Origin of the sequence: Nocardia africana NBRC 100379, assembly GCF_001612635.1 — a bacterium.
Classification (GTDB): Bacteria; Actinomycetota; Actinomycetes; order Mycobacteriales; family Mycobacteriaceae; genus Nocardia; species Nocardia africana.
In genome coordinates, this window is the sequence record NZ_BDAV01000006.1 from 538,620 (window position 1) to 560,529 (window position 21,910).

15 protein-coding genes are annotated in these 21,910 nt (G+C 68.7%); 2 read left to right on the forward strand and 13 right to left on the reverse strand.

What is annotated here, in order from left to right:
- Positions 1–4 precede the first annotated feature (4 nt).
- The 3 genes from NA3_RS10725 to NA3_RS10735 all read right to left on the reverse strand — a co-directional run bounded on the left by NA3_RS10725 (position 5) and on the right by NA3_RS10735 (position 2,099).
- Positions 5–589 (reverse strand): dihydrofolate reductase family protein, encoded by a 585-nt coding sequence (locus NA3_RS10725; protein WP_063917408.1) that lies wholly within the window; start codon positions 587–589, stop codon positions 5–7.
- 123 nt (positions 590–712) lie between these two features.
- Positions 713–1,222, reverse strand: a complete 510-nt coding sequence (locus NA3_RS10730) for a hypothetical protein (RefSeq protein ID WP_062963366.1) — start codon at positions 1,220–1,222, stop codon at positions 713–715.
- A gap of 142 nt (positions 1,223–1,364) precedes the next feature.
- On the reverse strand, positions 1,365–2,099 hold the full coding sequence (locus NA3_RS10735; protein ID WP_062963367.1) for a MerR family transcriptional regulator: 735 nt from the start codon (positions 2,097–2,099) through the stop codon (positions 1,365–1,367).
- Between the two features lie 117 nt (positions 2,100–2,216).
- On the opposite strand from NA3_RS10735, the gene NA3_RS10740 reads away from it, so the two are divergent.
- Positions 2,217–2,582 (forward strand): DUF1707 SHOCT-like domain-containing protein, encoded by a 366-nt coding sequence (locus NA3_RS10740; RefSeq protein WP_062963368.1) that lies wholly within the window; start codon positions 2,217–2,219, stop codon positions 2,580–2,582.
- 6 nt (positions 2,583–2,588) lie between these two features.
- Here NA3_RS10740 and NA3_RS10745 read toward each other — a convergent pair whose 3' ends face one another.
- On the reverse strand, positions 2,589–5,018 hold the full coding sequence (locus tag NA3_RS10745; protein ID WP_062963369.1) for a serine/threonine-protein kinase: 2,430 nt from the start codon (positions 5,016–5,018) through the stop codon (positions 2,589–2,591).
- A 127-nt stretch (positions 5,019–5,145) separates the two neighbouring features.
- Positions 5,146–6,696: an amino acid permease gene (locus NA3_RS10750; protein ID WP_062963370.1), complete on the reverse strand. Its 1,551-nt coding sequence runs from the start codon at positions 6,694–6,696 to the stop codon at positions 5,146–5,148.
- A gap of 184 nt (positions 6,697–6,880) precedes the next feature.
- On the opposite strand from NA3_RS10750, the gene NA3_RS39020 reads away from it, so the two are divergent.
- Complete coding sequence (locus NA3_RS39020; RefSeq protein WP_062963371.1) at positions 6,881–8,137, forward strand: SPFH domain-containing protein; 1,257 nt, start codon at positions 6,881–6,883, stop codon at positions 8,135–8,137.
- 140 nt (positions 8,138–8,277) lie between these two features.
- On the opposite strand, the gene NA3_RS10760 is transcribed toward NA3_RS39020, so the two are convergent.
- The 8 genes from NA3_RS10760 to NA3_RS10795 all read right to left on the reverse strand — a co-directional run bounded on the left by NA3_RS10760 (position 8,278) and on the right by NA3_RS10795 (position 21,910).
- The gene (locus NA3_RS10760) at positions 8,278–13,194 is read right to left on the reverse strand and encodes an NAD-glutamate dehydrogenase (RefSeq protein WP_062963372.1); all 4,917 of its coding nucleotides are present in this window, start codon (positions 13,192–13,194) and stop codon (positions 8,278–8,280) included.
- Between the two features lie 119 nt (positions 13,195–13,313).
- Positions 13,314–14,003, reverse strand: a complete 690-nt coding sequence (locus NA3_RS10765) for a hypothetical protein (protein WP_062963373.1) — start codon at positions 14,001–14,003, stop codon at positions 13,314–13,316.
- An 80-nt stretch (positions 14,004–14,083) separates the two neighbouring features.
- Positions 14,084–15,136: a hypothetical protein gene (locus NA3_RS10770; RefSeq protein WP_062963374.1), complete on the reverse strand. Its 1,053-nt coding sequence runs from the start codon at positions 15,134–15,136 to the stop codon at positions 14,084–14,086.
- Positions 15,137–15,211: 75 nt separating this feature from the next.
- Positions 15,212–15,547: a helix-turn-helix domain-containing protein gene (locus tag NA3_RS10775; protein ID WP_227995345.1), complete on the reverse strand. Its 336-nt coding sequence runs from the start codon at positions 15,545–15,547 to the stop codon at positions 15,212–15,214.
- A gap of 27 nt (positions 15,548–15,574) precedes the next feature.
- Positions 15,575–17,236, reverse strand: a complete 1,662-nt coding sequence (gene eccE, locus NA3_RS10780; RefSeq protein WP_227995346.1) for a type VII secretion protein EccE — start codon at positions 17,234–17,236, stop codon at positions 15,575–15,577.
- 44 nt (positions 17,237–17,280) lie between these two features.
- On the reverse strand, positions 17,281–18,639 hold the full coding sequence (gene mycP, locus NA3_RS10785) for a type VII secretion-associated serine protease mycosin (RefSeq protein WP_062963376.1): 1,359 nt from the start codon (positions 18,637–18,639) through the stop codon (positions 17,281–17,283).
- Positions 18,639–20,165, reverse strand: coding sequence for a type VII secretion integral membrane protein EccD (gene eccD, locus NA3_RS10790; protein WP_062963620.1), 1,527 nt, complete (start codon positions 20,163–20,165; stop codon positions 18,639–18,641). Before eccD ends, mycP begins: the two co-directional genes overlap by 1 nt.
- A complete protein-coding gene (locus NA3_RS10795; RefSeq protein WP_227995347.1) occupies positions 20,162–21,910 on the reverse strand; it encodes a CpaE/TadZ family protein in 1,749 nt (582 codons plus the stop codon). Before NA3_RS10795 ends, eccD begins: the two co-directional genes overlap by 4 nt.

Sequence of the window (21,910 nt, forward strand, 5' to 3'; positions counted from 1 at the left end):
GCGGCTACCCCGTTCGCGCGACCGGTGCGGCCTGCTGATAGTGCATCTGCACGACCGCACTGTCGAAGGTCATGATGTCCACCAGCTGCAATCCCGCCGTGTCCAGCGGTTTCGGGAACAGCGGCACACCGCCGCCGAGCAGCAGCGGATGCACGAACAGCCGGTATTCGTCGACGAGATCGTGTTCGAGGAAATACGAGGCGGTTTGCGCACCGCCGAAGACCACGACGGGTCCGGTCGAGCCCGCCCGCAGCGCGGCGATCTCGGCGATCGGATCCGCACCGACCACCCGGGTGTTCCAGCCCGGATCGCGCAGCGTATGGGAGAACACCAGTTTCGGGGTGCGCTTCCAGCAGCGCGCGAATTCGACGTAGAACGGTGAGATGGCCGGATCGGCATCGGCATAGGGCCAGAACGCGGCCATGATCTCGAATGTCTTGCGGCCGTAGACGAACACCTCGGCCGCCCGCAGTTCGTCAAGGAAGGACTCACACAGCTCTTCGTCCACCACCGGCCAGTGAATTTCCTGGTCGGGCCCCTCCGCGTATCCGTCGAGCGACATCTGCATCCACAGTGTCACGCCTGCCATCGCTCACCCATCTGCCGTTACTTGCCGACGAGTGATTGTTCCCCCGAGTGGGGGCGGCGCGCATCGGTAATGTTCGGGCGCACCTACTTAAGTAGGTTGCGCCCGATACCTATAGGGGCCGGATCAGAGCAGTTCGCCGTCGCGGCACAGGCTCGACGAGCGCCAAGTCGGCGCCGGGCCCTCGCCTTCGAAACGCCACGAGGAGATCGGCCCGGCCGCGCGCCAGTAGAGGCCGCCCGAGGCCGGAACCGCCTCGTACACGTCCTCGGTCCCCGCGATCAGCTGATCGCCCACGCAGTAGTCGTTGTAGGAGGTGCCCGGCTGGCGGGCGCCGGGACTGAAGCGACCGGCCGGGTTACCGAGCGCGCCCGGATTGGCCACGGTGTCGGCGCGGCGGGACGGGCCGTCCGCATTCCACCGGGCGGCACCGAAAAGGTCGCTGTGGCAACTGAATGCCCAGCCGCCGGCGTGCACCTGCGCCCCCGGGGCGAAGGCGGCGCCGGCCCACATACAGTACGGTCCGGGCGCCTGCGCCGCGGCCGGACCGGCGGACAGGCCCACAACCGTGGCACCCGCGACGGTCGCGGCCAGCAGCAGGGCTCGGGCGGTGCGGGCAAAGGTGGCTGCGGTCATCGGTGTGTCTCCGTTCAATCGTGCACTTCCGACGCTCGTGGACGGAAGTATTGGCCACACGATTAATGTACCGTTATACAACGGCACGTTATACCGCGAACTATCCCCAGGGATGGAGGGTGGAAATTGTCGCGGCGAACGCTCAGGAGTCGGCGAGCGCCTCGTTCAGCGCGCTGTCCTGATCGAGATATCGGGCCACGAACCGGCCGATCAGTTCGGCGCCGGCCTGGGCCGGGACGGTCCGGATCGCCTCGGAGCCCGCGGCCAGCCCGGCCACATCGGCCGGCGTGCCCGTCGAATCCTGGAAGCCGGTCCATACCGTGCGCTGGAACAGGGCCGTGAAGCGGCGCGCGATCCGGTCGCATTCGGTCGCCAGCCGCTCGAATTCGGCGATGATCTCCGGCTCCGGCACGCCCGCGGCGGCCAGCCGGTCGGCGGCCTGCAGCAGCACCGGATCGGCGGCGCGATAGGTACTGGCGTCGACCGGCTCGTAGAGGCCGAGCGCGACGACCCGGGCCAGTCCGTTGGGCACCTCGCTCAATCGCTGCGCGAGGTCGGTCGCGGCGATCGTCGCACCGGCCGGCGATTCGGCGCCCGAGGACGCATCGGGCTCCGCGACGCCCAGAATGTCGCCGAGGTCGTCACCGCGATCCCAGGCGTTGAGCAGTTCCTTGATGCCGTTGAGTTTGATGCCGCGGTCGAGCAGTCGGCTGATGGTCCGCACCCGGTTGAGGTGTTCGGCGCTGTAGAAGCCGGTGCGACCCTTGACCTGCGGCGGCGGCAGCACACCACGCTCGTGGTACACCCGCAGGCTGCGCACGGTGGTCCCCGCCTCACGCGCGAGCTCGTCGATGGTGTACTCGGTCCGGGTCGTCATACATCAAGGAAACCACACTGAAACATGCGCGGATCGAAAGTGTGCGGCGGCATGCCGGTTCCCATCCTTGGCGGTTCGATTGCGATCCGCGGGGGTAGCGGACCTATCCTGCTGTGCATGGACGATATGGCGGACGCGCGCCCCAGCGCCGCCGAGCGAGAGCGCGCACTGCAGGAATTGTCACAGCAACTGGGCGCCGGCAGATTGACCCTGCCCGAATTCGACGAGCGCACCGCACTGGCGACCCATGCCGATACCCGCGTCGAGCTGGCGGCGCTGTTCACCGATCTGCCCGTCGTCACCCCCGATCCCCCCGCCGCGCCCGCGCCGGCCAATCCGCTGCCCTCCCTGGCCGTCCTGGCCGGCGCCATCACGGTCTTCGCGGTCGCGGCCGCGTGGGCGGCCGGAAACTGGTTGTGGCTGTTGCTGATCGCCGCGGCGCCGGTGGCCGTCGTGCTCTGGCGCGTGCGCGGAGTCGCCTGAGCCGGTTCACCATCGGGTGCGCGGACGCACCTGATTGGCCAGATCGACGAGCCGGTAGCGATGCAGCCGGCCCGGCGCCGTGCGGGCGAGGGCGCGCAGCGAGGTCTCGAGCCCCCGCTGCAGACCCGGTTCGGTGAGGGCGAAGCCCAGCAGGGTCGCGTCGGGCCGGCGCGGCTGCCCGCCCGCGCGCAGCCATTCCAGCGCCGCGCCCACCACGACGACCTGCAACTGCAGCGCCCGCGGTTCCTCCGGCAGCGCCTCCAGGCGCTGCGCCGCCGCGACGAGGTCCTCCTCGGTCACCTCCGCCACCGGCCGCGACACCAGCAGCAGGCCGCCGGTCATGTGGGCCAGCGCGTAGTGCCGCGAGGACACCGGCACCCGATCGAGTACCGCGACGGCGTCGAGCAGCTCGCCGTCGGCGGCCAGTCGCCGGGCGAGTCCGAACGCGGCGCTGACCACCCCGTGGTTGGTGCGCCAGACGGTCCGATAGAAGTCGACCGCGGCCCGATGCCATCGATCCGGATCGGCCGGCAGTTCGAGATGCTGCAGGACCAGTTCGGCGGTGGCGGCCAGCGCGAGCGCCGGGGCGATCTCGCCGGGCAGCATGGCGTGCACGGTGTCGAATTGCGTGTAGGCGTGCTCGAAGGCGCCGTCGAGCAGATCGGCGATACCGCGGTACCAGGCCAGCCGCCAGTCGGTGTCGTAGTCGATCATCAGCTCCCGCAGCAGGGCCCGCGCGGGCTCCACCTCACCGAGATCGAGATGGGCGCGCACCGCCGTGAGGGCGCCCTCGAGTTCGAAGGAGCCGGTGTCGGCCAGCACGCCGGAGGCGATCCGATCACGTATGCGCCGCAACGTGTCCAGCGCGTGCCGCGGATCTCCGTGCAGCAGCGTGGACATCAGTTCGGCACTGGGGTCGGTGCTGTCCATCAGGGGAACCGGCAGGGCGGCCACCACCGCGCGCGCGTCGAGGGTCGGCATCCGATGGCGGCCGTCCACGATTCCGTCGGTCTGTCCGATCAGCGTCTCGATACCGAAATCACCACGCATAGAACCGAATTCGACCGAGGCCTGCGGATGTTCCCGGTCGGTGTCGGTGGCCAGCACCATCCGGAGCACGCCGGTGAGCTGGCAGTACATCGAATAGGTGGAGGGATATCGGCGCGCCGGATCGGGATCGGTGGCGCGGCACAGCAGCCGATACAGCGAGGGATAGCGAACCAGCAGTGGATGCGCCTGCGGCTCCGGCATTTCGGGGAGCTGATGGCCGCGCTCGTCGCGCGGCAACTGCATCACCAGCGCCGCCAGCGTGCGGCCGACGGTATAGATGTCGGAGGCGACGGTGGGCCCGGTCTCGGTGATCTCGGGCGCCTGGAAACCCGGTGTGCCGTAGATACTTCCGAACGATTCCATGGCCGCCACCGCGCCGAGGTCGATGAGTTTGACCTCGTCCTCGCTGACCATGATGTTGTCGGGTTTGAGGTCGTTGTAGGACAACCCGAACGAATGCAGGTAGTCCAGCGCCGGCAGTACCTCCATCACGTACGCGATGGCCTCGGCCACCGGAATACGCTGCGGCGCACGCTGATCGAGCACGCGCTTGAGCGACTGCCCGCCGACGTACTCCATCACGATGTAGCCGTCGGCGACATCGCGGCCCGGGCCGCGATGCTTGACGAAGTTGTAGATCTTCACGATGCCGGGATAGGCGACCTCCGACAGGAACTGCCGCTCCGCCAACGCGACCACGTGCGCCTCGAAATCCTGCGGATTCTGCAGGCCCTTGAGCACCACCCAGCGATCACTGACGTTGCGGTCGACGGCCAGGTAGATCCAGCCCAGACCTCCGTGCGCCAGGCAGCCCTGCACCTCGTACTGTCCGGCGACGACCTCGCCCGGTTGCAGAATCGGCCGGAAATTGAACGGCGACCCGCATTTTCCGCAGTCTCCCGCCACCTGTCCGGGGCCCGCGTCGCCCGAGCGCCCGACCGGGGAGTTGCATTTCCAGCAGAACCGCTTCTCCTCGGGCACTTCCGGGTCGTCCAGCACCGCGGCCCGCGGATCCACCGAGACCACCCGCGGCATCTCCACCAGGCCGGCGCCCAGCCGGCGCGGACTCGGCCGCGAGCGCGCGCTGCGGCCGGAACCGGTGTCGGCGCCGAGCGTGTCGGCCTCCACATCCGCGGTCACCGGACCGGAGAACGGATCCGGCGCGAAACTTGTTGCGGCACCGTCCTTCTCGATAGCGCTTCCGCCGAACTGCCGCGCGGACGGTTCGCCCGGAGATTCCACCGCGACGCGCAGTCGTTGCGAGGGTTCTCCCCCACCGTTGCGCCGCGTCGCCCACGGATGCGCGTCGGGTCCGCGCACCTCGCTGCGGCGGATGCGGCGATTCGCCCACGGATGTGGGAGTGGCGTATCGGGTCGCTCCGGCATGAGAAACCTCCCGAGGCCGCTGATGAACCGGGGCCTCATTCTCGTTCCCCGTTCCCGGTCCCGCGCTCGCCAACTTCCCAAGGCCGGGAACAACTCCGCCCCGGTGGTACCGGGGCGGAGGCGGCGACTACTTCTGGGCGTCGGGCGTTGATTCCGGCTCCCCGGATTCGGCTGCCGGCTCGGCCGCCTCGTTCTGCAGCGGACGTTCCGCCAGCACCGGGAACTGGCCGGTGTAGCCCAGGCGTTCGGTGGCCATGGCCAGGACCTTCCGGCGGGCCAGGAACCAGCCCGCGACCAGCGCCGGCAACATGACGCACACCATGGCCAGCACGGCGAAACGCTGCACGTCGTCGTCGCTGGCGGCCATCAGGGCCACCACCGCCGCCAGGAACACCAGGGTCGCGATGCTGGTGTACGGGGCGCCGATCAGCCGGAACGACGGCCGTTCCGCCTTCCCGATGCGCGACCACCGCCACAACTGCAACTGGCACAGGATGATCGCCGTCCACGCGAAGATCGTGCCCAGCGCCGACATGTTCAACACGATTTCGAACGCCTTGTCCGGCACCATCGCGTTGAGTCCCACACCGATCAGCGCGATGCAGCCGGTGGCGAGGATGCCGACGTACGGCACACCGGAACTCGACATGCGCGCGGCCACCTTGGGCGCGCTGCCGTTCATCGCCATCGAGCGCAGAATCCGGCCCGTGGAATACAGCCCGGCATTCAGGCTGGAGAACGCGGCGGTCAGCACGACGAGATTCATGATGGTCCCGGCGCCGTTCACCCCGAGTTTGGAGAAGAAGGTGACGAACGGGCTCTCGCCGGCGTGGAAGTCGCTGTAGGGCAGCAGCAGCCCGAGCAGTACCAGCGAACCCACGTAGAACAGCGCGATGCGGGCGATCACCGAATTGATCGCGCGCGGCATGATCTTCTCCGGATTCTCGGCCTCACCCGCGGCGGTGCCGATCAATTCGACTGCCGCATAGGCGAAGACGACACCGGTGGTGACGGTGACCAGCGGCAGGAGTCCGGTCGGGAACAGACCACCGTGCGCGGACAGCAGGCTCGGACCGGTGGTCTGGCCGTCCAGCTCGAAGCGGCCGCCGAGGATCACCACGCCCACGATGAGGAAGGCGACCAGCGCGATCACCTTGATCAGCGCCGCCCAGAATTCGAGTTCACCGAACCAGCGCACCGAGATCAGGTTGATGCTCACCACGATCGCCAGCGCGATCAACGCGATGAGCCACTGCGGAATGGCGCGGGTCCCTCCCCAGTAGTGGACATACGTCGCGATCGCGGTGATGTCTACGATCCCGGTCATACACCAGTGGAAGAAGTACATCCAGCCGACGCCGAAAGCCAGTTTCTCCCCGTAGAACTCGCGCGCGTAGGAGACGAACGATCCCGAGGAGGGGCGATGCAACACCAGCTCGCCGAGCGCTCGCAGGATGAAGAAGACGAAGATTCCACAGACGGCGTAGACGAGGAAAAGGCCCGGCCCCGCGTCGTGCAGGCGGCCGGCGGCGCCGAGGAACAGGCCGGTGCCGATGGCACCGCCGATGGCGATCATCTGCAGCTGCCGGGGGCGCAGCGATTTGTGATAGCCCGCATCCTCGGCATGCAGCGCGTCCGCGGGCGCCGTCGCCTCCGAGGGAGGTCGAACAGTTGTCATGGGGGAGGACCTTTCACGTGACGGCGATCATATCTATGGGCAATGTACCGTCATTCAACGGCACGTTCAACAGGTGGGATAGGTTGTAACACAACGGAAATGCCATCCGCCGAGGTCGGCGGTGGAACATACCGATAGGTATCGGTACGCTGGATAACGTCAACGGCCGAGGAAGGGCGAGGATATGGCCTGGTTCGAACGGGAATTCATCGCCGTCCCGGACGGCCGCAAGGACCAGCTGGTCTACAAGTGGCCCGATCTGAACATCCGGCGCTACAGCCGGACGATCGTCAACGCCGATCAGATCGCGCTGTTCGTCAAGTCCGGCCGGGTCGTCGCGACGATGGGGCCGGGACGCCATCGCGTCGACGCCGACGAGCTTCCGGTGCTGGGCGCTCTGGTCGACACCGTCACCGGCAACAACTTCTACCGCGCGGAGCTGTATTTCGTTTCCACGCGCGAATTCGCGGGCGTCAAGTTCGGCGGCCGGCTCGACGACATCGTCGACCCCGCCAGCGAACAGATCGTGACGCTGCGGGTCTTCGGGGAATTCGCCCTGGCCGTCCGCGATCCCGCGCAACTGATCACCTCCCTGGTCGGCACCACCGATCTCACCGATCCTGCCGGAGTTCGGGCCTGGTGCGCGGACTTGCTGCTCAAGTCGATGAAGATGACCGTGTCGCACGGCATCTCGCAGGGCGACTGGCAGGTGCTCGGGCTCTCGGCGCAACTGCAGTCGATCGAGTCCGCGGTGGTGCGCCAGACCAATCTCACGCTGTACGAGTACGGAATGCGGATCTCGCGCATGGGCAACTTCGACATCACCCTGGCGCCCGAGGACGCCGAGCGGCTCAAACGACTCGCCAAGGATGTCACCTACATCCGGCTCGCCGGCGACTTCCAGCGTTACGCCGCCGGGGAAATGGCCCTGGGCGCGGGACAGGGTATGGCGCATTCGCACGGCGGCGGGGGTGAAGGTGGATTCCTCGGCGCCGCCCTGGGACTCAACGCGATAGCGGGCATGGGGCAGCAGTCGACGGTGCCCTGGGCCTCGCAGCAATCCACACCGCCGCCCGCGCAACCGTTCCCGCAGCCCGCGGGCCGACCGGCCCTGCAGCCCTCACCCGCACCGGGGCCGAAGATCTCGGATTCGCCGCCGCCTCCCCCGCCGGCCGGCGTTTCCGCGACGCCGGGCTCCCCCGCCGCCTCGTCGAGCGCCGAGTCGCCGCTTCCGTCCGCAGCGCCACAGGGTGACGACTCCGCCGCTTCGGAGCAGGTGCTCTGCGCATCCTGCGCTACCGACAATCCCCGCACCGCGCGATTCTGCATGCACTGCGGTACCCGGTTGGCCGCCGCCCCGCGTCACTGCACCGAATGCGGTGCGGAACTTCCGCCGGCAGCCCGGTTCTGCGGCGACTGCGGAACTGCCGCCGGGGCGTGAGCCGCCGAGCTGCCCATCCCCGGCACCGGGTCGCATATACCGCCGCCGCCCACCCGGGTTCGGGTGGGCGGCGTCGGCGGGTTTCCGGAGTGGGTTCGGGTGTGCCGGTCCCAGGCGGCGCACCCGAACCCACCGGCAGGTCAGCTGGGCACCGTCGCCGTCGTTTCGGCGCTGCCGACCATGCTGCGGACCTGGCGTGCGGCCACCGACAGGGTCGCCAGGTCGTGGGCTTCGGAGGTGAAGATCTCCCCGAGTGCCGCGCGGGCACGGCTGAGCCGGGAGCGGTTGGTCGATTCCCAGTAGGCGATCTTCTCCTCGGGGGTGTCGACCGGTTCCGTGGTGGTCAGCACGTCGGCGGTGAGCGAGCGCAGCGAATCGTAGAGATCCTCGCGAACGGCCAAGCGCGCCAACGTCTGCCACCGATCGCCGCGATCCAGTCCGGCCACCGCGGACAGCAGCCGCTGGATATCGAAGTGGGCGTCCAGCGCGTAGTAGAGCGCGGCCACCTCGTCGGCGTCGCGTTCACAGATATCGGCGATGTCGAGCACGTCCAGCAGCGGGAACCGATGGATCAGCAGGAACACCTCCTCCGTCAGTTCCCGGGGTGCGCCGTGAGCGATCGGTCCGCCGGAGCGCGACATCAGATCGTCGGCGAGCGCGCCGGGCCGCCAGGCCGGCACCCGTGCCGCCAGCGCCCGCACCCCGTCGCGGTAGCGCGCGATGCCGGCGCCGACCGCGATCGGCTGCGGCCGGTTGGTCAGCAGCCAGCGCGCCGCCCGATCCAGGGTGCGTTTGGTCTCCCGCTCCAGCTCGTTGCGCGCCGCCGCCGGCATCGGCGCGGTGCGGATGCGCTCCCACAACGACCGCAGATCGAAGATCTCCACGGCCGCGGTGAAGGCGCGCACCGCGTCGTCGGTGGTGGCGCCGGCCTCCTCGGCGAGCCGGAAGGCGTAGGTGATGCCGCCGTAGTCGACCATATCGTTGACGACCATGGTGGCCAGGATCTCCCGGCGCAGCGGATGCCGGCCGATCGCGGCGCCGAAGCGCTCCCGCAACGGTGTCGGGAAGTAACCGGGCAGCAGCGCCTCGAACGCACTACTGTCCAGCAGATCACCGCTGAGCAGATCCGACTTGAGCGAGAGCTTCACGTGCGCAAGCAGATTGGCGAGCTCCGGCGAGGTCAGCCCGGTGCCGGCCGCGGCGCGCCGGTCCAGTTCCGCGTCCGAGGGCAGCGCCTCGAGCTGCCGGTCCACGCCGCGCCGGGTCTCCAGTTCCGCGATCAACCGCCGGTGCACCTCCACCATGGCTGCCGCATTCGAGCGCGACAGACCCATCCGGAAGTTCTGGGAGATGTTGTCGCGCAACACCAGTGCCGAGACCTCGTCGGTCATCTCGGCCAGCAGGGCGTTGCGGTCCGAGGCCGCCAGCTCGCCGGAGGAAATCGCCGCTCCCAGCAGAACTTTGATGTTCACCTCGTGGTCGGAGCAGTCCACACCGGCGGAATTGTCGAGTGCGTCGGTATTCATCCGGCCGCCGAGTTTGCAGAACTCGATCCGCCCGAGCGCGGTCGCGCCCAGATTGCCGCCCTCGCCGATCACCTTGACTCGCAACAGATCCGCGTCGACGCGGACCGCGTCGTTGGATTTGTCACCCACGTCGGCGTGGGATTCGGTACTGGCCTTGATGTAGGTGCCGATACCGCCGTTCCACAGCAGATCGACCGGCGCCAGCAGGATCGCCCGGATCATTTCTGGCGGGGACAGCGTGCTCACGCCCGGGTCCAGATCGAGCGCGGCGCGGATCTGCGGCGTGATCGCGATGGCCTTGGCGGAGCGATCGAATACGCCGCCGCCCTCGCTGATCAGCGAGGTGTCGTAATCCGCCCACGACGACCGCGCCAACCCGAACAACCGCTTCCGCTCCACGAACGACGACGCCGCCACCGGATCCGGATCGATGAAAATATGCCGATGATCGAACGCCGCCACCAACCGAATATGCTCCGACAACAACATCCCGTTACCGAACACATCCCCCGACATATCACCGACACCCACCACCGTGAACTCCTCACGCTGGGTATCGACATTCATCTCCGCGAAATGCCGCTTGACACTCTCCCACGCACCCTTCGCCGTAATCCCCATCGCCTTGTGGTCATACCCCGCCGAACCACCCGACGCGAACGCATCACCCAACCAGAAACCATATTTCTTCGCGACATCGTTCGCGATATCGGAAAACGTCGCCGTCCCCTTGTCGGCGGCCACCACCAGATAGGTGTCATCACCGTCGCGGCGCACCACCCGCGCCGGCGGGATCACCTCACCGCCGGCGTGATCGACATTGTCGGTGAGATCCAGTAGCCCGGAGATGAAGGTGCGGTAGCAGGCGATGCCCTCGGCCTGCATGGCCTGGCGGTCGGCCGCCGCGTCACCGGTCGCGGCCGGCGGGCGCTTCACCACGAATCCGCCCTTGGCGCCGACCGGCACGATCACCGCGTTCTTCACCGCCTGCGCCTTCACCAGACCCAGAATCTCGGTCCGGAAATCCTCCAGGCGATCCGACCACCGCAATCCACCACGCGCTACCGCGCCGAAGCGCAGGTGCACGCCCTCGACCCGCGGGGAGTAGACGAAGATCTCGAATTTCGGGCGCGGACGCGGTAATTCGGCAATGGCGTGCGGGTCGAACTTGAACGACAGATGCGCGGGCGGATTTCCGTCCTCGTCGCGGCGGAAATAGTTGGTGCGCAGGGTCGCCGTGATCAACCCGAGAATCGCCCGCAGGATCCGGTCGGTGTCGAGACTCACCACGGCATCGATCTCGTCCTGCAGCCGCGACGAGATTCCCGCGGCCCGCGCGGTCGCGACCGGCCCGAGATGCTCGGGATCGAAATAGGCCTCGAACAATTCGGTGAAGGCGCGCGCGGTGCTCGGCTGCGCCAGCAGCACCCGGGTGATGTTGGCGAAGGTGTAGGCGAATCCCGCCTGCTGCAGATATTTCGCATAGGCGCGCAGCATCGCGATCTGGCGCCAGTGCAACCCGGCGCGCAGTACGAGTTCGTTGAGTCCGTCGACCTCGCAATCGCCGAACCACATCGCCGACACCGCCTCCGGCAGGCGTTTCCGGATACTGGTGTGCGGCAGCGATTCCAGCGCCACGGCACGATCGAGATCGGCCTCCGGATCGCCCTCACCGGCACCGCGCAGCACGTTCGGCGCGACCCGCAGGCCGAAGTCGTAGATCCACCGGGTACTGGCGCCGGGCAATTCGAGCCGGTAGGGCTTTTCCTCCACGACCTCGATGCCGAGGCTGTGCAGCAGCGGCAGCACCCGGCTCAGCGACACCTCGGTGCCGGCGACGTACAGGGTGAATCGCCACTCGCCCGACGCGGCGCCGGCGGTGCGGTAGAGATCGGTGTCGATCTGCCCGTCGGCCAGCCGCTGCAGCCGGCACAGATCGTCGAGCGCCCGGGCGGGCTCGTACTCCTGCTGATAGGTCGCCGGGAACGCGTTCGCGTAGTCCTGGACGACCGAGGCGGCGATTTCCGCGATGCCCGCTGCCTCGCTGACCAGCCGGTCACTCCAGCTGCGGGTGGTCGCGAACAGCAGGTCCTGAATGCGTTCGCGATTGGATTCGGTGATGTCCGCCGGTTCGGCGTCGGCACCACGGTGCACCGTGAAATAGACGACGGCCAGCTCGGATTCGGTGACGCGCGCCGAATAGGCGATCTGCTCGGCATCGAATTCCCGGCGCAGGATCTCGTGCATCCGCAACCGCACCTCGGTCGAGTAGCGGTCTCGCGGCAGATACACCAGGCAGTACACGGCATTGCTGCCCACATCGCGGCGCAGGAACAGCCGGATCTGGCGCCGCAGGCCGAGATTCATGACGGCGGAGACGGTTTCGAAGAGGCGGCGCGCATCGGTGGAGAACAGCTCGACACGCGGGAAGGTCTGCAACATCTCCAGCAGCGCCTGCCCGGAGAACGAATTCAGCGCCAGGCCGGCCCATTCGATGACCTGGTGGACGCGGCGGGAGATCACCGGGATGTCGAGGATGTTCTCGTGGAAGCCGCTGACGGTGAAGGTGCCGACGAAAACGTGCTCGCCCACCACCTTTCCGGCGACCGACGGCGTGGTCTCGGCCGCGTAGTCGGCGACGCTGACCACGTACACATCCGGTGACCCCGGCAGCAGCGAGTCCAGCGAGCCGTTCGACAGCCGCAGAATCTGCTCCGTACCGGGTGCGGGCGTGCCCACATCCACGCCCGATCCGTTGCGCAGCACGCCGAGCCCGGTGCCGGACACCTGTTGCGGCTCAGGACCATCGGCGCCGGGATGCACCCGGTAGTAGCCGTATCCCAGCAGCGTGAAGTGTCCGGAGGTCAGCCAGCGCAACAGCTGCGCGCATTCGGCCGCCTCCGTCGCCGACGGTTGCGGTACGGAATCCAGCCGCGCGGCCAGCGTTCCCATCGTGCGGGTCATCGCCTCGGTATCGTGGGCGACCTGACGGATCTCGCCGAGCAGCGGTGGCAGCGCCCGCTCGATCCGGTCCAGCACCGCGTCGGAATCCCCGGCACCCAGCTGCACATGGATCCACGACTCGGTGACGACGTTTCCGCTGCCCTCCGACCGGCTCGCCGAATTCGCCTGCGCCACATCGAATCCCTCGCTGGGCGCGATCGCCCGCAACCGGCCGCGCCGGTCCCGCAGGACGTCGAAGACCGGATGTACCACCTCGGTCACGGTGGCCCCGAGGCGCTGCAGCGCCGCGGTGAGCGAATCCACCAGCAGCGGCATATCGTCGTTGACGATCTGCAGCGCCGGACCCAGACCACTGCCGTCCTCGGAGCGATACAGCCTGGTCACCGCGGTTCCCGGCCGCCGTCCCGCGGCCAGCTCCAGATGATGCCGGAAGATCTGCTCGGCACGGTCGGTGATCGTCGGCGCCGCGGCTCCCGGCTGAATCCAGCGGAAGTACACCGCCTCCAGATCTGTCGGATCATCACGGAATCGCTTCCATGAAATCGTCTGCTGGGTAGTTGCCACCATCGACCCGTGCCTTCCCGAGATCGGAATCGGTACCGCAGTAGTGCGGACTGTCTGAACGTACCGTTAAACAACGGCACGTTATTCAGTGTAACAAGGATTGGGCGCCTTTACCCGGTTTCTCAGCGAACCAAACCGGATCGGAACAGAAATGTCTGCGCGCCTGCACGATTCGCGAACGTCGCGGTCTCGATGCGCAGACCGCTGCGGGTATCTGCATACCACACCGTTGCCGAGGGACCGATGGCGACGAACACCGTGCCGTCGGCGATGACCGTGCCGCCGGCGACGCGCCAGCCGTTGACCACCGCCGTCAGATTCTGCGGCGGATCGGCCCGCACGGTGAAGGTCAGCTGCCGGCCGTCGGCGATGCCGCCGGCCAACAGCGGATGATCGGCCGCGATCACACAGTTGTCCACCGCCGGCCCGCTGTCGACATGACGGCACGAGGACGCCGCCCGCACCAGATCGGGGAGCGCCTCGACGGGGGTGAGCTGTCCGATCATCGGCGGTGCATCCACCGCGCAGGAACGGATCACCACGACGGCGACCACCAGCAGCGCGGCGATCGCGGCGATCGCCACCTTCCAGCTGACCTCCGGCAAAGCGATTGCGGCAGCGCCCTTCTCGGCTTCCGCGGCCGCTTTGGTCGCGCCCTCTCCCGCCTTCGCGACCTCGGCGCCCACCTTCTCCGCCGCACCCGCGGTGCGCGCGATCAGCCGGCCCGCCTCCAGCGCGGTGTGGGCGGCATCGGCGAGCAGCGGATGACCGGCGGCGGCGCCGTCGACGCGGGCCTCGGGACCGAGCGGCAACGGGGCTCCGCAATGGCCGCAACGGGTTTCGTCTCCGCCATTGCGATGGGAGCAGTACCGGCAGATCGAATGGGGAGGTTTCAATGTCCCGTGATCACAATCGAGGAGATGGCGGTGGTGTTTATCGAGGGGTCGCCCTTGGACTGCTGAACCGTCAAGGTGATCTTCGAGGCGCTCACCGCGGGAGACATCTTGGTGACCACGAGACTGCGCTGATCCAGCGTCTGCTGCGTATATCGCGTCGCGGTCGGATCGTCGAACAGGTAGGACACCCGGCTCACCGTGCGGTACTTGTTCCACTGGTCGGCACCGTCGCTGCCGACACTGTCCCAGCCGGGCACGATCCCGATGGAATCGACCTGGTATTTCTTGCCGAGGTCGATCGTCATGACCTGTCCGTCGATCTTGAACGCCCGCACACAGGACCACGCCTTGCCCGGCTCACCCGAGAAGGCGTCCATCGCATCCGTGCTGCCGGCCGGGCAATGCGCCTGCGCGGACCGGACCTTGATCGGGGCGCTGTTCGGCTCCGAAGGCGCCGATTCCGGACCCGAGCCCGGCTTCGACGACGGCGGTGCGGCCGCCACCGGAGTGACCACGGCCAGGTGGTCGTGGTCGTTCTTCTTACCGCCGGTCGTGACCAGCACCAGTATGAGCACGAGGGCCAGCGCCGCGGCGACGGCCAGGGCGATCTTCGGCTTCCGGAGCTGGGCCAGCACCACCTGCGGAAATTGCGGCCCACCGGCCGAGGTGCGCTCGGGCGGCTTCTCGCCGGATTCGGGCGCGGCGGCGGCCCGTTGCTCGGACTCCTCCGCCGCCGCGCCGAGCCGGGCCGAACGCTCGGAGAAGTCGGAGGTGAATTCGAGTTGAGCGGACCCGGCGGGTGATTCACCGCTGAGCAGCGCCATGATCCGGTCACTGGCCTTCGGACCGGAGTTCACCCTGCGGACCGATGGCACCGAATCGGAATCCGCCACGGCACCAACGCCATTCGGGTGCTCGCCGGCCGACGGACCGGCAGCCGGGGCGTCGGCGGTGAATTCGGGCGATCCGAACGACGGGTCGGAGAGCAGCGTGTCCAGGACCGCGCCGCGATGGCGTAGGAAGAGATCTTCCTGGTCCTCGGCGGGCATGTTCGGAGATGGTAGCGACAATCACACCCGTGCCTCATCGGCACTATTCCCGCTGGGGAGAACAGTTTTCGCCGGTCAGTCCGGACGGTCGGTGACGAAGTACTCCGGTGGCACGTCGAAGACCCGGGCCAGCGCGATGATCAGATCCAACCGTGGGATCGCTTCTCCGTGCACCAGCCGGTACAGCCCAGACTGCGACACCGGCACGTCCGGGTACGCCAGTTCCAGGTGTTGCGCCAGCGAATACAGCGTCAGCGAGCGCGTCGAGCCGTCCTCGGTCGACACCACGGATTCCGCGATCAGCTCCGACAGGCGGCGGGAGAAGATCGCCGCCGCGCTCTGCCGGGGTGTTAGCGAGTCGTCGCCGTCCGGGGGCTGAATATCACCATCGGTCTGGGAGTCCGCCACCACATTGATCAACATTACCGTCCCGATTCGTCAGTCGGCACCAGGACCACCTACCTGCGGGGCCGTGATCGCCAGTCTATCGCCTGCCGCCGCCGGGGGCGCCGGATTGTCGTAATAGCGGGTCTCGCCGCGAGGCTCGATCAGATCCACCCGCACCGTGCGCATCGGAATGCTGACATCCACGGACGTCGCGGTGACCTGGTTGATCGCCAGATCCACGGATCGGCGACGCGAGGTACCCGGATCGTTGATGGTCACGGTGGTGTGCGCGGACGAGGCACGCGGTGACATCTGGTCGAACACCGCGATGGTGGCCGGCGCGCCGGTGGTGCCGCCGTCCCCGTCGGTGTGCCCGGATTCGGCCGCCAGTCGCAGCGAGGAGGGGTCGCCGACCGCCGACACCAGCTGCGACCAGCGGTGCGGCCGCGCCGAATGCACTTCGACGTCGGCGCCGACCACCATGGCGCGCAGCACGATCTGCTGGGCCACCGGCAGATCCGCGTGCACATCGATGGTGCGGCGGCGCGGGTTGTAGCGCGCCGGGTCGAACAGCGGCAGGGCCAGGGCGTGCTGCGGCCGGCCGCTGATCGATCCGAGAATCTGCCCGTTGGGTCCGATGGTGATCGGCAGCTCCGCCAGCAGCTCCGGGGAGGCGATGTCGTTGCCGGTGTCGTCGGGCGGCAGCGCGGATACCGGGGTTCCGGTCGGCAGTGTCGCCAGCAGGGCGGTCGACTGCCGTCCGCCGAGCCGCCGCAGATAATCGACCGGCGCCGAGGTGACCGGTGGACCGACATAGCGCACGATTCCGCGCGGTCCGAGCGCGCCGCCGGCCAGGCTGACCACGAGGGTGGTCCGGCCGCGATTCCAATTCCAGCAATCGTCGAGGCCCGCACCGTGCAGCCGGGTCCAGTCGATGGAGAAGCTGGTCACGCAACGTCCGGAGGCCGGGGATTCCAGTTGCCCCCAGCGCTCCCGCAGCTCCGCCGGTTCGACCCCGGCGTGCAGCAACCGGGTCGCCTCCCGCAAGGCGTCCGCGGGCAGCGCGTGCGCCGAGATACCCCGCTCCCGCAGCCGTGACGCGATCCGATGTGCCGCGGTGGCAAGGGCTTTCGGACCCGTGACCTCGACCGGGCCGCGGCGGGCCAGCGCGGCCAGATTGCGCTGCTGGTCCAAGCGCAGCACCAGCCAGGTCATCCGCTCCCCCACCACCGGATGGGTGCCGATCAACTGGTCGTAGAGCATGCTGTAGCTGGTGGCCGGGCGGACCCGCTGGCCGGTGGTCACGATGTCGATATCGACGGCGATCCCGTACTGATCCAGCATCGACATCAGCGTGTCGATCGGTACGACGTCCTCGGTGTAGAGCGTCTCCTCACCGATCACGGTGGGCAGGTCCAGGTCGGGCGCCAGCTGGATCATCGCGACCAGCGTCGATTCGTCGGTGTGGATACCGCACACTCCGGCGGCGACCTCCACATCGTGGATCTCGCGGGGCCGGGCCCGCTCCCGGGCCCGCGCCGCCATACCGGCCCGGTACGAGCACCAGTCCAGGAACCAGCGCACCGCGGTACGCCCGTCGACGCGGACCAGTACCGCGGTCGCCATCGCCACCACCACCAGCGGACCCACCCACAGCGGTGCGCGCCCCCACACACCGACCAGCACGAAACTGGCGGCGATCGAAGCCGTCACGATCGGTCCGCCCTCCGGACTACCGATTCGGATGTTCGCCACGCTCAACGGCGTCTCCCGATCACCGTGCCGGCGTAGCTCGCCCCCACCCCCGCCGCGATCGCGACGAGAATGACGATGCCTGCCACGATCGCCGGGCGGCGGTCGGCCGCGCGCGCGGGCGGCGGCACGACGAGTTCGGTGGAGCGGAACAGGCCCGCCGGTTGCCGCGGTGCGGTCCGAAGACTCAGTGCCGCAAGCGGATCGATCATGCCCGCACCGACCGTGTTGTCGATGCCACGGGCCGGTGCGTGCGCACTGGCCTGCAGGCGCGCGGCGATCTCCCGAGGCGTCTCGTTGGGATAGCGCGAACGCAGCAACGCCGCCACCCCGCTCACGTAGGCCGCCGCGAACGAGGCGCCGCCGACGGCGACCAGTTTGTCGGGTGCGCCGACGCCGTTGATCAGGCCGCCACCGCCCGGTCCGAGCGATTCGATCCCGGTGCCGGGCGCGGCGACCGAAACCCAGGGTCCGGCAAGCGAATCCGCCATCGGGGCGCCGGTGGCCGTGGTGAATCCGACGGTCAGCACATCCGGTCCGAACCACCCGGGCGTCGAGATCGTCTGCACCGCACCCCAGTTCCGGGAGTCGCGCGGACGGCTCGGATCGATCGGCGGGTTCTGCTGACACCCCGAGGTGCCGGTGTTGCCGGCTCCGGCCACGACGAGCGCGCCGCGCACATGCACGGCGAATCCGATGGCCGCCGAGAGCATCGACTGATCGATTTTCGAATCCGCGGGCACACAGATCGGCAACGACACCGTGATCACCCCGGCACCGAGATTCGCCGCGTGGGTGATGGCGCGGGCCATGTTCCGCAGCTCACGGGCGGGAGCTTGGGTGGCCTCGTCGCCCTGCGGCTGTTCCGGGCTGAAGGCGCCCGACCGGTAGCGGATCGACACCAGTCTGGCATCCGGTGCGACACCGCTGAATCCGTCGGCGGAATCCGCTGTGGCACCGATGATTCCAGCGACAAGCGTGCCGTGCGCATCGCAGTCCGAGAGCCCGTCGCCACCGGCGGACACGTAGTCGCCACCACCGCTGAGATTGGGCAGCCGGGGGTTGGGACCGACACCGGTATCGACGATCGCGACGGTGACCCCGCCGCCACGGCTCAGCGCTCGCGCCTGGCGCAGATCCAGGGCCTGTTCGGGTGGGGGCGTCTGTTTGACGTCGCTGTTGGGCAGCAGGCCGACGGCCAGGCAGCCCTTGTCCTGTTTGGTCGGCACCTCGGGTCCGGGCGGACCGTCCGGCGGTGCCGCGCCGACCACCACATCCGGCGGGTCCAACGCGGCGGCCGGCCCGGCACCCAACAGGAGGAGCACCGCGACCAGCGCCGTGCTCGCGGATCGGATCGCACGCATCAGATCTCTCGCATAGCGGTGTAGATGCCCATGATCCAGAACGCGATCACCGGGACGATCACGATCAGGGCGTACTCGATCAGATCGATGACGCGGCGGGTCACCGGCGACAGGCGCGTACCGGGAAGCCGGAGCGCCGCGACGCAGGCCGCGACCGCGGCGGCCACCGCGAGGAGTACGACCACCAGCCGGGCCGCCGGAGTGTGATAGGCGCCGACCAGTACGAACCCGAGGCCGGTCAGAGTGACCGCGGCAGCCGAGACCAGCGCGAGAGCCTGCACACGATCCGGGAACCAGCGCGAGCGCAGCACCAGAATTCCGGCGACCGCCACGGACAACACGATCTCGCGGATCCCGCCCGGACTCGCCGCCGCGGTGACGACCGTCGCCACCGACAGCAGTACCGCGACCGCGGCCATCAGTCCCCGCAGGCTGGTCACGGCCAGCCGGGCACGGGCCTCGATCCCGGAATGGGCCCGGCGCCGGTCGCGCTCGTCCTGTTCGTCGAGTTCGGGATCGGCCTCCCGGGCCGCCTCGGCGTCGAAGATGTCGGTCAGGGTCGACGGCGACACCTCGCTGCCCGGGTCGGGCAGGTCCGGAGGACGGATGCGTGCGATCACGACCGCCAGCCGGGGCGCGGCCGTCAACACGATCAGGCCGGCGAAGACGAGTCCGGCGGTGACCTGGCGCAGCGCGAGGTCGAGATAGGTGGCCGGCACCGCGGCCGCGGTGATCACCACACCCAGCACGGTGACCGACATCAGGGTGGCGATCCCGAAACGGGTCACGCGCATCATGGTCGCGGCCGACACCGCGGCCACCACGGCCCCGGCGGCGATATTGGCCGCGGCGAACGCGCCCGGCTCGCCGTAGGCGGGCGGGACGAGCATCGCGCCACCGGCGGACAGCAGCGGCACGGCCGACAGCGCCAGGCCCAGCGAGATGCCCAGCGCCACGCGCCGACCGCGCACGACCAGCGCCGCCACCCAGTAGGCCACGCCGAGCAAGAGGGCGGGCAGACCGCACCACCACACCGAGCCCGTCTCGGTCCACGACCACGCCAGCATGCCGGCCGCCGCGGCCGCACTCACGCCCAGAGCGCTGACGCCCACGATCGCGATGGTGCCGCGGTCGAATTCGGCGAATTCGCGTTCGTTGATCATCGCCAGGGCGTCGGTGATGTCCTCGACGACCGGGGTGAACATCTCCGCCGACTCCACCGCGGTGAGCATGAGCACCGTGCCGTCGACCACGTCGTGGTCGGCCAGACTGCGCCACCGGGGAATCGGCGGCTCACCGGGCCGAGCGAGACTCCACTGGCCGCTGGGCGGGGTGAAATCCACGTTCTCGTCGTCGATCGCGCGCGCCAGGACGCCGAGCAGATCGTCGATGAACGTCTCGATGGTGAATTTGGTCGGTACCACCACATCGACCTGATAGGTGGCGACCATGATCGCGATCCGGGCCCGCGCCACCTCGGCCGTGGGCGCGGCCGCCGCGGGGGCGGTCGCGTAGGCAGCGGTCATCGCCACCCTCCGCGTTCGCCGCCGGCCATCGGCGAACCGGGGAAGCCGTCGGCCAGGGCGGCGGCGAGTTCCTCGAACGCCAGGGCCGTATCCTCGTCGAGCAATCGGAGATCGATCTCGCCGCCCTCGGACAGATGTGCGTCGTAGGGCAGTTCGAAGGTGGGCCGCTGAGCAGTGGCGAAGAGCTTTTCGATCTGGTCGACCTCGACCGTCGGCTTGACCGGGTGGTGGTGGACGATCGCGACGATCGATTTGGCGATCAAATGTTGCATCCCATGCGAATTCAGCCAGTTGAGGGTGGCGACCGCGCCCTTCACCCCGCCCACGGTCGCGGGCGTGACGACCAGAACCGCGTCACTGGTGTTCAATACGCTCCCGGTCGCCGAATCCAGAACTCCGGTACCACAATCCACGAGCATCAGGTTGTAGTGGCGGCGCAGGATCTCGACGGCGGCGGAGTATTCACCACCCGAGAGCGCCTCGACCGATTCCGTATTCCACGGCGAGGCCACCACGGCCAGGTCGGCATCGTTGATCGAGGTGAACGAGTGAACCGCCGAGAACGCCTCGAGATTCGGTGAGCGAACCAGATCCCGCAGCGTCAAACCGTAGGGATGCGGCCGGGTCCGGGTCGGCAGATCGCCGAAGTCGGGATTCGCGTCGATCGCCACCACCCGGTCCGGGCGCAGGCGAGCGAAGGTGGAACCGAGTGCAGCGGTCACCGTGGTGCGGCCGACGCCGCCCTTCACGCTGATCACCGCGATCTGATAGGTGCTGTTGAGCTGACGGCGGATACGGCCACGGCGATCCTGTTTGCGTTGTTCGGACGGCGACAGACCGAGATTGAAGCCGACCTTGTTCAGCGCACCCCGCACTCCGCTGGTGGATTTGAGCTGCGCGCGATGGGCCGCGGCGATATCGGCCAGCAGTTCCGCGGAAGTCAATGCGGCGGGCAGGATCTCGACGCGCTCGGAGTTCTGCACACCGCGCTCGACGCGCTCCGGTACCCGGGAGGCGGCCGATGCACCGGACGACGGCGTCGCGGAGTAGGGAGTCGGCGCGGCGGTGTGCGGTGAGGTCGCCGTCTGCTGCCACGTCGCCGGCGCGGCCTGGGTGGCGGAATGCCAACCGGCAGCGGCGGTTTCGGCCGCCGGTGGGGCAGCCTGCGACGCCGCGGTGTCCGTGGTGGTCGCGTGCGCTTCCGGCCGCGCCGCCGCCGACTGCGCCGGTCCGGGCTGTACCGAACTCGGCTGCGTGGGGCCCGGCTGCACGGATCCCGATTGCGTCGCACCCGGATGCGCGGCCCCCGGTTGCACCGAACTCGGAGCTACCGGACCCGGCTGCGTGGGCGCGGCCGACGCCGCGCCGGACTGGGCGGAATTCGGTGCTGCCGAACCCGGCTGCGCGGATCCCGGTGGTACCGAAGCCTGCGGGGGGAAATTCGTCTGTGCCGTATTCGACTGCGGTGCTCCGGTCGGGGGCGCGGCAGGACGTGCGGCGTCCGCGGACATCGCGCCGACCGGTTCGCTCGGGAGCGGGGCGGCCGCGCCGGATGCGGAACCCGCTGTCGTGGCGGCATTTCCGGGAACACCTGTGGAGGCGGGCGACATCGAGGCAGCGGAGTCACCGGCGCCGGTGGGCGCCGGACCCGGCTGATCGGGCACCGCCGCGAAGAAGGCGTCGTAACCACCCCGAGCCCGGACGGCCTCGGCCGCATGCCCATTCGTACTCGGTGCTCGGTTCAT

Excerpts from the sequence above, each read along its gene's own strand:
- NA3_RS10760 (WP_062963372.1), bottom strand. The coding sequence starts at position 13,194 with ATGGTGGCAACTACCCAGCAGACGATTTCATGGAAGCGATTCCGTGAT.
- mycP (WP_062963376.1), bottom strand. The coding sequence starts at position 18,639 with ATGCGTGCGATCCGATCCGCGAGCACGGCGCTGGTCGCGGTGCTCCTC.
- eccD (WP_062963620.1), bottom strand. The coding sequence starts at position 20,165 with ATGACCGCTGCCTACGCGACCGCCCCCGCGGCGGCCGCGCCCACGGCC.
- NA3_RS10745 (WP_062963369.1), bottom strand. The coding sequence starts at position 5,018 with ATGCCGGAGCGACCCGATACGCCACTCCCACATCCGTGGGCGAATCGC.
- NA3_RS10795 (WP_227995347.1), bottom strand. The coding sequence starts at position 21,910 with ATGAACCGAGCACCGAGTACGAATGGGCATGCGGCCGAGGCCGTCCGG.
- NA3_RS10730 (WP_062963366.1), bottom strand. The coding sequence starts at position 1,222 with ATGACCGCAGCCACCTTTGCCCGCACCGCCCGAGCCCTGCTGCTGGCC.
- NA3_RS10740 (WP_062963368.1), top strand. The coding sequence starts at position 2,217 with ATGGACGATATGGCGGACGCGCGCCCCAGCGCCGCCGAGCGAGAGCGC.
- NA3_RS10750 (WP_062963370.1), bottom strand. The coding sequence starts at position 6,696 with ATGACAACTGTTCGACCTCCCTCGGAGGCGACGGCGCCCGCGGACGCG.
- NA3_RS39020 (WP_062963371.1), top strand. The coding sequence starts at position 6,881 with ATGGCCTGGTTCGAACGGGAATTCATCGCCGTCCCGGACGGCCGCAAG.
- NA3_RS10770 (WP_062963374.1), bottom strand. The coding sequence starts at position 15,136 with ATGCCCGCCGAGGACCAGGAAGATCTCTTCCTACGCCATCGCGGCGCG.
- NA3_RS10725 (WP_063917408.1), bottom strand. The coding sequence starts at position 589 with ATGGCAGGCGTGACACTGTGGATGCAGATGTCGCTCGACGGATACGCG.
- NA3_RS10735 (WP_062963367.1), bottom strand. The coding sequence starts at position 2,099 with ATGACGACCCGGACCGAGTACACCATCGACGAGCTCGCGCGTGAGGCG.